Genomic DNA, 13,045 nt, shown 5'->3' with positions numbered 1-13,045 from the left:
TCCCCCTATTAGCGCTCTGTTTGTTTTGCCTCTTCCCATAAAACATCTAACTGTTCTAATGATAAATCTTGCATTTCTTTATTCATTTCGGCTACTTTTGCTTCCATGTATAAAAAACGGCCCATAAATTTCTCATTAGTTGAACGTAACGCTTCTTCTGGATCTAAGTTATAATGACGAGCTATATTAACAAATGCAAATAGTAAGTCACCAAATTCACCTAGCATCTTTTCCTCATCCATATTTATAACTTCTTGCTGGAATTCTTGCCATTCTTCTAAGGCTTTCTCTATCATCGGCTGCACATCAACCCAATCAAACCCAACTTTTCCAGCCTTCTTCTGAATTTCATAAGCACGCATTAATTGCGGTAAACTTTTTGGAATTCCAGTTAAAACAGATTCTTTTACGAATCCTTTTTCTTGTTTTTTAATTTCTTCCCAATTCACAATCACTTCATCAGCATTATTTACATCTGTATTTCCAAACACATGTGGATGACGACGAACCATTTTCTCAGATAAAGTTCGAATAATATCATCTATCGAGAACCAACCTTCATCCTCTCCAATTTGGGCATGGAGCATAACTTGCAATAATATATCACCCAGCTCTTCTACTAAGTGATCATCATCCTCTTCATCAATTGCTTCTAACACTTCATACGCTTCTTCAATTAAGTATTTCTTTAAAGATTGATGCGTCTGCTTTTTATCCCAAGGACAACCATTTGGTCCACGCAGATCAGCAATAATTTCTCTAAGCACATCAAACTGCTGATATAAGGACGCACGTGCCTTAACTGGCGGTACATATACACTCGTTAAATTATTTAATTCCGTTTCATGATCTAACATGTATAACGGCACCTTTTTCACTTGCTCAAATGAAGTTCCTGCAGCTGTTACGATGTACACTTCGTAATCATCTGGCAACATCTCCATTAACGTTAGCTTCACATCCGAAGCAACGAACGCATCATACACTTGGCAAAAGATTAAATGTTGACGTAATTCTAATTGCCCTCTTTCAAATGATGTAGCATCAATTAATTGGAACCCTTCGATCGGATCAATTTTTAAACTTGCAAACATCGGATCAAGGAAACTTTGCCCACCTTCAATTCGCACTTCAACATTTGCCACTTCTCCTTTTTGCAAAAGGAGCTGAACTGTTCTTTCTGCTACAAGCGGATGACCCGGAACAGCATAAATAATTTCTGTACCTTTAGCTTGTTCTAGTAATGTATTCGCGATTGTTTCATATACGATTTCAAATGTATCATGTGCTTCATATACATTATCAAAAGCCGTATACTTTATGCCTTCTTTCTCCAATTCTTCTATGACTGGATGTTCCTTCGTTCTAACAAACATATGGTCTGCTTCTTTTATCTTTCGATATACACCCATCGTTAACTGATCTAATTCACCAGCACCTAATCCTAAAATAGTAATGATTCCACTCACAACCTGTCACCCCTATCCACTCTTCTTCAATGAACCTTCTTTTTTCTCTTGCTTCATAACGGTTCCTAATTCTTCCTTTGTAAATACACGTAATTTTAAAATTAAAAACATATATGTCAATCCACCAATAGCTACACCTAACAATGCTTCAATCGTTGCGACTCCTCTATGCCCTGTATCAATTACTAATCCCGACATTTGTGCTACGCGCATAAACACTATTAATACAAATCCCATACCGATACCACTAATAGCTACACCTAACATATTCCGCTTATCAATAAGCGACCCCGATACAGATTTCATAAGTACTACACTATTTAACAAGGCAATTACAACAAGCGCAATTAAAGTTGCAATCGCAGCTCCTTTAACACCAAAATATGGCATTAACATATAGTTTAAAACTAACTTCAAACAGCCTCCAAATACAACGAATAGCGCTGGTTTTAATGTCTGTCCCAACCCCTGCAAAATAGAAGCAGTTGTAATTGACAATGAACTAAATAAAATAGATAAAGATAAAATCGATAACACATCTGATCCATCACTATTTTCAAACAACATAATATTTGTAGGTTGAATAATACAGGTTAATCCTATAGCCGCTGCACATCCAATAACAAATGTTATTTTCATTGCTAACTTTACCTTTTCTTGAATAAATGAAAGATCTCCTCTTTCCTTCGCCGCTGTAATAATAGGAATAAGTGACAATGAGAAAGAAGTTGTCACAACAGTACCTAATTGCATAAGCGGGATACTTCTATCATAAATACCTTTGAGCATCTTTGCATTTTCAACTTGCTCTCCCGCGCGGATAAGCAAAGTATAAAACGAAACAGAATCAGCCATTTGTATAAAAATAAGGACTAAATTACTAACACAAATCGCTAATCCCTGCCAAAAAAGGATTTTAACAATCTTTTTTTTACTTCTAATGCTCTTCCAACTTTTAAAGAAGATAGCACGAAAATCATGACGCATATAAAGTAAAAGTACGATAATCCCAATAAGCCCACCTGCAATTGAACCTAACATAGCACCCGTACCGACTGTATATAGATCAAATCCATGAGCAATAAGGAATAGTGATAAAAATACAATAATAGACACACGAATCGTTTGTTCGATTACTTGTGAAACAGCCGTTGGCATCATATTATTGAACCCTTGAAAGTACCCTCTCACTACAGATAAGAATGGCATTAGTAGAAACGAAAACGAAATAACACGCAATAATTTATCTAAATGTATATCGCCCATAGCCGATGCAATTGTTTCGGCACCAAAGAACAATGTAAAAAATCCTACGAAGCCAATTCCTAATAAAAACCAAAAAGACACACAAATAATTTCTTCTGCTTCTTTTTGTTTTCCTCTTTCTAATCTTTCTGCGACCATTTTTGAAATAATAATGGGAAACCCATAAGTAGCTAAAATTAAACAAAATCCATAAAACGGATAAATTTGTTGGTAAATATAAAAACCAATATCACCCGCTATATTTTGATATGGAATACGGTAAAAAGCGCTTAATACTTTCGTAACAAAACTTGCGATTGTTAATATAATAGCCCCACGCCAAAAGGCTTGATACTTCTTCGCTTCCATACAAGAAAACTCCTTTTTCTATTCTCACCCCTCGTATTATATCATAAAGAAAAAACAAACTTCCTTACACGCACGAGTAATAATGACTTCTTTAAATATCAAAAATGTTCAATGAAAAAAGGTAGCAAAGCGCTACCTTCATTCAATATACCTATATCTCCAAATAATTGATTTCTCAAAAAGAAATATCATAATTAGGAAAGATTGCTACTTCTAAAATTCGATATGACCTTACTGCTCCATTTGTTTCGCTAAAAAGCTTGCAGCTGTATTTACTGACTTATGCTCTACTTCACTTATAATAGCCTCTTTAGAGAAGATAATAACAGCTCCAATTGGATCCCCATTCGCAACAATCGGGCCAATTGTATAGGAACTAACTCTTTCAGCTACTCCATCAATAATTGAAATTTCGCTTTCATCTGTCATAATTACAGACTTACGCTCTTCCATTGTCTTCTCAATTAAATCGCCAACGCTTTTATTTAAGTATTCTTTTTTAGATACGCCCGCTACTGCGATAATAGAATCACGATCGCATACAAGCACATTATGTCCTAAGCTATCGTATAAAGCTTCCGTATATTCTTTTGCAAAATCACCTAGTTCACTAATCGGAGAATATTTTTTCAAAATGACTTCTCCATCGCGATCAACAAAAATCTCTAAAGGGTCTCCCTCACGAATACGTAAAGTTCTACGAATTTCCTTCGGAATTACTACCCTGCCTAAATCATCAATTCGACGTACGATTCCAGTTGCTTTCATTCTAATGCTGCCTCACTTTCTACTGATGATCAAAGTGGTGAATTTACCTGTTCATGTAAAAATCACCAACTGTTAAACATAGTATTTTACACATTAGTTCTTCTATGCACGTCGAATTGCATTTTTTTATCTTATATTAGGCATTTATTACTTCTTTTTTTACATCTGGCAAACCTTTTAATAAATTTTCGGCAATTGTTAACCATTTCGATGTCTCTAATCCATTCGTTTTCATAACAATTTTCAATTGTGACCCTTCCATGCCAAGACCGATCATACGACCAAAGCTATTCCCAAGCATGAATAATTTTCCACCATCGATATTTTGGCTCGCTTGTTCAGAAAACAGGAATGTTACTTCAAATTTATTTTGCTTAATTAACTCAATTTGTTCTTTCATTGCCAACACTTTAATGTTTGCGATTTGTAATAAATAACCAACTTCTTGTGGATAATCACCAAATCTATCGATCATCTCTTCCTGCAACTCTTCAATATCCTCAATTGCAGAAACACCTCTAAATTGTTTATACATCATAATTTTTTGTTTACTATCTGAAATATAAGCATCCGGTAAATATGCATCTACTTCTAAATCAATTTCAACATTAACTGTATTTTCAACTCCGTCTGTTCCTCTACGTTGTTCAATTGCATCTTTTAACATTTGAGAATACAGATCAAATCCGACGGAATCAATAAATCCATGTTGTTCTGCCCCTAACAAGTTACCCGCACCACGAATTGATAAGTCTCTCATCGCAATTTTGAAGCCAGATCCAAGCTCTGTGAACTCTTTAATTGCCTGCAAACGCTTCTCTGCAACTTCCGATAACACTTTATCGCGTTTGTATGCAAAGTATGCATACGCGACGCGATTAGAACGTCCAACGCGCCCACGAAGCTGATACAACTGCGATAATCCCATTCGATCTGCATCAAATACAATTAATGTATTTACATTCGGAATATCTACACCCGTCTCAATAATCGTTGTACTTACAAGAACATCATGCTGTCCTTCTAAAAACGATAGCATAACAGACTCTAATTCACCTTCATTCATTTTCCCGTGTGCGTATGTTACACGCGCATCTGGAACTAACATCGAAATTTCATCTGCTTTTCTTTCAATATCCTCCACACGGTTATATAGGAAGTAAATTTGACCACCTCTTGCAAGCTCTCGCTCTATCGCTTCTCGCATTAACGCTGGATTATACTCTACTACATATGTTTGTACTGGGAAACGATTCTCTGGCGGTGTCTCAATAACAGATAAATCGCGCACACCAAGCATAGACATATGTAGGGTACGTGGAATCGGCGTTGCCGTTAATGTTAACACATCAACATTTGCTTTCAATTGTTTAATTTTTTCTTTATGCGTAACGCCGAATCTTTGTTCCTCATCAATAATAAGAAGTCCTAAATCTTTATAAGTAACATCTTTAGATAAAATACGATGCGTTCCGATTACAATATCCACCGTTCCATCTTTTAAACCCTTAATCGTTTCATTTTGTTGTTTCCGCGTACGGAATCTACTTAGTAACCCTATATTAATTGGGTAATCTTGAAAACGCTCTCGAATTGTTTCATAGTGTTGTTGTGCAAGGATTGTTGTCGGTACTAAAATCGCAACTTGTTTTTCATCCATAATCGCCTTAAATGCCGCACGAATAGCTACTTCAGTCTTTCCATACCCTACGTCACCACAAAGAAGCCTATCCATCGGACGTCCGCGTTCCATATCTTTCTTAATCTCTTCAATAGAACGTAATTGATCCTCTGTCTCTTGATATGGGAAAGAAGATTCAAATTCTTGTTGTTCTGCCGTATCTGGCGTATATGCATAACCTTTTGAAGCTTCGCGCTCGGCATATAATTTAATTAGGTCATCTGCAATGTCTTGTACAGATTTTTCAACTTTCGTTTTGACCTTCTTCCAATCATTTCCGCCCAATTTATAAACTTTTGGATCCTTACCTTCAGATCCTACGTATTTTTGCACTTGGTCAATTTGTTCAATTGGAACGTATAACTTATCATTACCTTGATATTTAATATTTAAATAATCTTTATGAACACCGTTAATTTCTAATGTCTCAATACCTAAAAATTTACCTATGCCATGGTTTACATGAACTACATAGTCTCCAACTTTTAATTCCGAATAACTTTTAATACGTTCAGCGTTAGATAACTTTTGTTTGCGTTGCGATTTTTTAACTTTCTTATGAAAAAGCTCTTTTTCAGTAATAACAACAAATTTTTGCATCGGCATTTCAAATCCTGCATGTAAATCACCTACAGCAATTTGTAACCTTCCAGGCAATAAGATATCTGTGGCCTCCACAATGTCTGCATCAATATCATAATCACTTAAAATATGTTGTAATTTTTTCACACGCTCATCATCTGTTCCGAGCACAACGGTCGTAAACTGTCCTTCATTCCATCTATCAATTTCAGTTTTTAACAACTGCATCTGCCCGTGGAAATCTTGCATCGTTTTACACGTCACATTCACAATGTTTTGCGGATGTGTATGTGCTATATGACGTAAGAATAACGTTAAATATACAAAACTTCTTTTTTTATGATGAAGAAACTCCTCAAATGAGTGGGAGAAAGATAAATCCTGAATAATTGTTCCTTCACCAAGAAGTGAGATATACCATTCCGCTTCTTCTGTTTCAAGATGTGATGCTGTTTCTTGAATACGGGAAAGCTCATCTAAAATAACTACACCATTTTCCGGTAAATAATCTATCAGACTAGCAGGTTCTTTATAAAAAATAGATAAGTATTTAAACATTTGTTCTATACTTTGCCCATTTTTCAACATTTCAATTTCATGACTTACCGTCTCAAGCACCGTAGTCTTTAATTTATCATCGGAAAGTTTTTGCATCGTTTTAGTCAAACCTTCTTCAAGCTGCTTAATTCCCGATTTCAATTCTTCCTGTGAAAATAAAAACTCTGTTGCCGGACCGAACCTAACGCTTTCCCTTTTACCTTGAGAGCGCTGTTCTTCCACATCAAATAATCGAATAGAATCGACTTCTGTATCGAAGAATTCAATACGAAATGGTAATTCTTCAGTTAATGGATAAATATCTAATATTCCCCCGCGCAGACTGAACTCCCCTGGAGCTTCTACCATCGACTTACGCTCATAACCAATATGATGTAAAGTATGCAAGAGTGCATCTAAATCAATCTCTTGCCCTAGATTGATTTCAATTTGCCTTTGCTTCCACAATTCTTTTATTGGTAAAAATCTACGTAGTCCTGCAACTGGCGCTACAATAATCCCATTCTCTCCCGCAGCTAAGCGATTTAACACTTCAATGCGCTGCGCCTTCAATTCTGGACTTGCAACACCAATTTCTGACGCAATCAATTCATTTACTGGATATAGCCATACGTCTTTTTCACCAAGTAACGCCACTAAATCTTCATGTACTTTTTGTGCTTGGTATAAATTGTGCGTCACAATAAGTTGTGATTTTTTTGTTTTTTTATATAAAGCTGCCATTAATAATGAACGAGAGGATGTTGCCATACCCGATACAAGTTGCTCTTTCAACCCATCTTCTAGCCCATTAATAACCGATTGTATCTCTTCATTTTTATAAAATTGCTCTAATAAACCTATCATTATCAAAACTCCTCTCAACATAAAGAGCAAGTTACTATATTTTATGCAAATATTTCGGAAAAAGAAAACAGAAAAATGCTTTGGACATGCCAAAGCGACAACATTTTATTGCAGAAATTTTTCATATTCATAATACTCAGGATAAGATGCGAGCGTTTCTTGACACGATTCACAAATCGTTTTTATATATATATTTCCATTCTCATGAAAATGAATCATATCCACTACTTCTTGCTCTGTTAGTTGAAACAAAACGTCGCTATACACTTTTTCTGCGATAATGGAACCTACATTGTTCCCACAATGCCTGCAGTAATAATATCCTTCCATACTAGCCTCCTAAATATCCAATTACTACTAGTATGGGTTAATATAAAATAAAATATTCCAAATTATACGTTTAACTATTGAAAGTATTCATAATTTGAAGAAAAGGCTTATTTAACCATTCCTCACATGCATCCGCTGCTTTTTCAATGGACTGATTGACACCAGAAATTTCTTCAGGCGTAAAACGTCCTAATACATAATCCACTACTTTCATCCCATTTTTTGGACGATCGATTCCCATGCGGATACGTTGAAATTCTTGTGTTCCTAAATGCGAAATTGTTGATTTTACACCATTATGTCCACCCGCACTACCTTTCATACGAAGGCGTAATTTACCTACAGGAATATCTAAATCATCGTACATAACAATGAAGTCCTCGACATCAATTTTATAATAATCCATGAGCGGACGGATACTTTCTCCAGATAAATTCATATATGTAAGTGGTTTTAGTAAGATGACTTTTTCCCCGTTAACAAAGCCTGCACCAAATAATCCTTTGAATTTTTGTTCATTCAAAGAAATATTCCAACGCTTTGCAAGTTCATCAATCGCCATAAACCCAATATTATGCCTTGTTAATTCATATTCTCTACCTGGGTTCCCAAGTCCTACTATTAATTTCATTCTTGTACCACTACTTTCTTTTTTCGATACGAAAAGACGTAACCAAGCTTGGTTACGTCTCATTCTATCCAATTAATTGAATAATACACTTACAGATTCTTCTTCGTATACACGAATGATTGCTTCTCCGATTAATGGAGCAACTGAAAGTTCATGTACTTTATCAATTTTCTTCTCTTCTGGTAATACGATAGAGTTCGTTACAACTAACTCTTTAATGTTCGAATTTTGAATACGCTCAATTGCTGGGCCAGATAATACTGGGTGTGTACAGCAAGCATATACTTCAGAAGCACCGTTCTCAACAAGAGCGTTTGCCGCTAATGTAATTGTACCAGCTGTATCAATGATGTCATCAATTAAAATTGCTGTTTTGCCTTCAATGTTACCGATAATGTTCATTACCTCTGATACATTCGGACGAGGACGACGCTTATCGATAATAGCGATTGGCGCTTTAAGACGATCTGCCATTTTTCTAGCACGAGTTACACCACCGTGATCAGGAGACACGATTACGATATCTTTAAGACCTTTTGTTTCAAAGTAATCTGAAAGAATCGGTACACCCATTAAGTGATCGATTGGGATATCAAAGAATCCTTGAATTTGTGGAGCATGTAAATCTAGAGTGATTACACGAGTTGCACCTGCTGTTTCAAGCAAGTTTGCTACAAGTTTCGATGTAATTGGTTCACGAGAACGCGCTTTACGGTCTTGACGCGCATAACCATAGTAAGGAATAACAATATTAATTGTTTTTGCAGATGCACGTTTTAATGCATCGATCATAATAAGTAATTCCATGATATGTTCGTTTACTGGGAAGCTTGTAGATTGAATAATGAATACATCGCAACCACGGATACTTTCTTCAATGTTAATTTGAACTTCTCCATCACTAAAACGATCAACAGAACATTTTCCTAGCCCTACTCCAATATGCTTTGCGATTTGCTCAGCAAGTTCCTTATTAGAGTTTAAAGAGAATACTTTCAAATTAGAATTTAGATATTGAGTCGACATCTAGATTAACCCTCCACATTATGATTTTTTCTTATTCAGCAATTGATCAACATAGTCTTCTTTGTTAACTTGACGCGCACGTGCTACTGATAATGCTTTTGATGGAACATTCTCTGTAATTGTAGAGCCTGCTGCCACATAAGCACCATCTTCAACTGTTACAGGAGCAACAAGATTTGAATTACATCCAATAAATACCCCGTTACCAATCACAGTTTTAAATTTATTCTTGCCGTCGTAGTTCACCGTAATTGAACCACAACCAAGATTCACGTCTTCTCCAACTTGTGCATCCCCGATATAACTTAAGTGTGAAGCTTTACTTCTATTACCAAAAACAGTTTTTTTGATTTCCACGAAGTTTCCAACGCGCACTTCATCTCCAATAACTGAATCTGGGCGAATATGTGCAAATGGACCAACCGATACTTCTGTACCAAGTTTACTTTCATGTACAGTAGATTGACGAATTACCGTACGATCTCCAATTTCACTATCGCGAATTACTGTATGTGGTCCAATTTCACAATCAGAACCAATTACAGTGTTACCCTCAATAACTGTTCCTGGGTGAAGAACTGTATCACTGCCAATAATTGCATCAGCAGAAATGTATGTGTTACTTGGATCAATGATTGTAACACCATTCACCATATTCTTTCGGTTGATACGGTTTTTCATAATAATTTCCGCTTGCGATAGAGCGACTCTGTCGTTAACACCTAACGTTTCATCGAAGTGCTCTGTTTGATAAGCTGATACGATATGACCTTCATTTTTTAAAATCTCAATAACATCCGGAAGGTAATATTCACCTTGTACATTATCATTTGAAACTTTAGAAAGTGAAGCAAATAGAGCTTTATTATCAAAACAATACGTACCTGTATTGATTTCTTTAATAGCTAATTCTTTTTCATTTGCATCCTTATGCTCAACAATCTTTTCAACATGACCATTCTCATTACGAATGATACGGCCATATCCAGCAGGCTCTTCTATGTACGCTGTTAGCACCGTCGCCATTGCTCCCGCTTCTTCGTGTTGCTGAAGCAATGCTTCCATCGTTTCAGCAGTTATTAGAGGTGTATCACCACAAATAACTAAAGTTGTTCCTTCTTCATTTGCAAGTACACTTGCAGCTTGGTCTACAGCATGAGCTGTACCAAGTTGTTCTGCTTGTAATGCAAACTCACTTACGTTTCCTAGCTGTTCTTGTACCTTTTCGGCACCATGTCCAACGACTGTTACAAGTTTCTGCAATCCTAATTGAGATACTTGATCGACTACATGTTGTACCATCGGTTTTCCACATACAGGATGAAGCACTTTGTATAGCTTGGACTTCATACGTGTGCCTTTACCTGCAGCTAGAATCACTGCAAATCTGTTTGACATATAGACCCTCCATCGCAACCTATTTATCCATTAAAGATATTATCCTAAATCATCATATATTTCAAGAAACACATTATAACTATTAAATTTTACCATAATTCTTATACGATGTTTTACTCTTTAGTATCTTTTTTAAGAAATAAGCTATACTATTTTAAATGATTTTGAAAAAATTAGAAGTTTTTCATTTTTATTTTAATGTAATATGAATATTTAAAATAAGAAACGTGTAAAATTCCACAAAAAAACAAACCCCTGTAAATGCTTACAGGAGTTTGCTACAAAATTATAGGGCTTTCTTTAAGAAGCCCTTTTCATTCGAATTTTACGAAGCGCCTGCTTCTTCAAACTCAACTTCTTCTAACTCGCCTAAACGGTGATACTCTGCTAAAACCGCATCTTGAATTTTAGAACGTGTGTTAGAATTAATTGGATGTGCAATGTCACGGAATTCTCCATCTGGAGTACGTTTACTTGGCATTGCTACAAATAATCCATTATTGCCATCAATTACACGAATATCATGAACAACAAATTCATGGTCTAGAGTAATAGAGGCAATCGCTCTCATACGGCCTTCTGTGTTTACGCGGCGTAATCTTACGTCAGTCACTTCCATCTTGTGTTCACCACCCTTTTCTAAATAAGCGATATATTTGTATAAATTCCACAAATTTTCTATTTTCCCTTTAATTTTTTAAAAATTTTTAAGATAAAAATTTTTAAATTAGTTGAATATAAGAATTAGTGGAGGTTATCGCTTACAAAGACTTACTTCACTAGGGCAATTACTTCAATTTCAACTGAAACATCTTTCGGTAATTTTGCTACTTGTACACAAGAACGAGCTGGTTTATGAGTAGAGAAATAAGAGCCATATACTTCATTAACAGCATTAAAATCATCCATATCCTTTAAAAATACTGTCGTTTTTACCACTGTATCAAATGAAGCACCCCCTTCTTCTAATACCGCTTGTAAATTTTGAAATACTTGCTCTGTTTGTACTGTCACATCTCCTGTTACAAGTTCCCCACTTGTAGTTAATGGAATTTGTCCCGAACTATAGAACATATTATTTACAATAATCCCTTGTGAATATGGCCCAATCGCTTGTGGCGCTTTGCTTGTTTGAACAACCTTCATATTTTTCACCCTTTAATATTTATTTTTACTATTTAAAAATAGTGCAACAAAGGCAGTTTGTCCATCTATTTTATCATTTATAAATAGGGATAAAAAAAAAGATAAAGCTATCTGCTTTATCTTTCTACTCGGCCTCTACAAGCCCCTCATCAAATGGCGCAAGTGAATAGTTCCCTTTTTCCACTTGAATTGCTTTTTCTTTCACATCAACTTCTGACAGACGAATTAATGATACAAAGTTATTAATAAGTCTTTCTTCAATGTCCGTAGATTCTACTAATACGCCAATTCCAACAACATTAGCTTTAAACTCTTCTAGCATGCTCATCATACCTTGAATTGTTCCGCCAGCTTTCATAAAGTCGTCAATAATTAAAACATTGGAGCCTTCTGGAAGGCTACGCTTCGCTAACGTCATCGTTTGGATTCGCTTAGAGGAACCTGATACATAGTTAATACTAACAGTGGGTCCTTCTGTTACCTTGTTATCTTTTCTCGCAATTACTACTGGTACATCTAAGTAATTTGCCACTGCATAAGCAAGCGGAATCCCTTTTGTCGCTACTGTCATAACCGCGTCAATCGGTTGTCTAGCAAAAACAGAAGCAAACAAACGACCTGCGCCATTAATCTGGCGAGGATTACTTAAAAGATCCGTCATATATAAGTAACCGCCAGGCAAAATACGATCTGGGTTTTCAAATAAGCTACAAAGCTCATTAATAATCAGATTTGCCTCTTCTTCACTTATATAGGGAATATATTTCACTCCTCCTGCTGCTCCTGGTACCGTTTGCAATGTGCCGACCCCTTGTTGTTCAAACGTTTGCTTAATAATAACTAAATCTTCACTAATGGAAGATTTAGCCGATTGATACCTTTCAGCAAAAAAAGTGAGAGAAACTAGCTGACGAGGATTTTGTAACAAGTAATAAGTCATATCGACCAATCTTGTACTTCGTCTAATTTTCATACTCTCACCTCAAATCACGAATA

At 35.8% G+C, this 13,045-nt stretch carries 11 protein-coding genes; all 11 read right to left on the bottom strand.

Annotated features, from left to right (window positions below; all coding sequences use genetic code 11):
* Positions 1–8: 8 nt before the first annotated feature.
* On the bottom strand, positions 9–1,469 hold the full coding sequence (mazG, locus tag VK90_RS21790; protein WP_048375167.1) for a nucleoside triphosphate pyrophosphohydrolase: 1,461 nt from the start codon (positions 1,467–1,469) through the stop codon (positions 9–11).
* A 12-nt stretch (positions 1,470–1,481) separates the two neighbouring features.
* Positions 1,482–3,083 carry a putative polysaccharide biosynthesis protein gene (locus VK90_RS21785; protein WP_048375165.1) on the bottom strand — a complete coding sequence of 534 codons (1,602 nt, stop codon included), beginning with the start codon at positions 3,081–3,083 and terminating at the stop codon, positions 1,482–1,484.
* Between the two features lie 231 nt (positions 3,084–3,314).
* Positions 3,315–3,851: a stage V sporulation protein T gene (spoVT, locus tag VK90_RS21780; RefSeq protein ID WP_002174559.1), complete on the bottom strand. Its 537-nt coding sequence runs from the start codon at positions 3,849–3,851 to the stop codon at positions 3,315–3,317.
* A 136-nt stretch (positions 3,852–3,987) separates the two neighbouring features.
* The gene (gene mfd / locus VK90_RS21775; RefSeq protein WP_048375163.1) at positions 3,988–7,518 is read right to left on the bottom strand and encodes a transcription-repair coupling factor; all 3,531 of its coding nucleotides are present in this window, start codon (positions 7,516–7,518) and stop codon (positions 3,988–3,990) included.
* Between the two features lie 105 nt (positions 7,519–7,623).
* On the bottom strand, positions 7,624–7,848 hold the full coding sequence (locus tag VK90_RS21770) for an anti-sigma-F factor Fin family protein (protein ID WP_002174557.1): 225 nt from the start codon (positions 7,846–7,848) through the stop codon (positions 7,624–7,626).
* Positions 7,849–7,918: 70 nt separating this feature from the next.
* The gene (gene pth, locus VK90_RS21765) at positions 7,919–8,479 is read right to left on the bottom strand and encodes an aminoacyl-tRNA hydrolase (protein ID WP_082148013.1); all 561 of its coding nucleotides are present in this window, start codon (positions 8,477–8,479) and stop codon (positions 7,919–7,921) included.
* A gap of 72 nt (positions 8,480–8,551) precedes the next feature.
* Positions 8,552–9,505, bottom strand: coding sequence for a ribose-phosphate diphosphokinase (locus tag VK90_RS21760; protein ID WP_000107420.1), 954 nt, complete (start codon positions 9,503–9,505; stop codon positions 8,552–8,554).
* 18 nt (positions 9,506–9,523) lie between these two features.
* Positions 9,524–10,903, bottom strand: coding sequence for a bifunctional UDP-N-acetylglucosamine diphosphorylase/glucosamine-1-phosphate N-acetyltransferase GlmU (gene glmU, locus VK90_RS21755; protein WP_048375159.1), 1,380 nt, complete (start codon positions 10,901–10,903; stop codon positions 9,524–9,526).
* A 325-nt stretch (positions 10,904–11,228) separates the two neighbouring features.
* Positions 11,229–11,522 carry a septation regulator SpoVG gene (gene spoVG / locus VK90_RS21750; RefSeq protein ID WP_002174553.1) on the bottom strand — a complete coding sequence of 98 codons (294 nt, stop codon included), beginning with the start codon at positions 11,520–11,522 and terminating at the stop codon, positions 11,229–11,231.
* 152 nt (positions 11,523–11,674) lie between these two features.
* Complete coding sequence (locus VK90_RS21745) at positions 11,675–12,049, bottom strand: RidA family protein (protein ID WP_048375157.1); 375 nt, start codon at positions 12,047–12,049, stop codon at positions 11,675–11,677.
* 124 nt (positions 12,050–12,173) lie between these two features.
* The gene (gene purR / locus VK90_RS21740; protein ID WP_025151181.1) at positions 12,174–13,022 is read right to left on the bottom strand and encodes a pur operon repressor; all 849 of its coding nucleotides are present in this window, start codon (positions 13,020–13,022) and stop codon (positions 12,174–12,176) included.
* Positions 13,023–13,045 lie beyond the last annotated feature (23 nt).

This window comes from Bacillus sp. LK2 (assembly GCF_001043575.1).
Taxonomy (GTDB): Bacteria; Bacillota; Bacilli; order Bacillales; family Bacillaceae_G; genus Bacillus_A; species Bacillus_A paramycoides.
The sequence above is the reverse complement of the archived record's forward strand: the minus strand, read 5'-3'. Positions and strand labels throughout refer to the sequence as shown.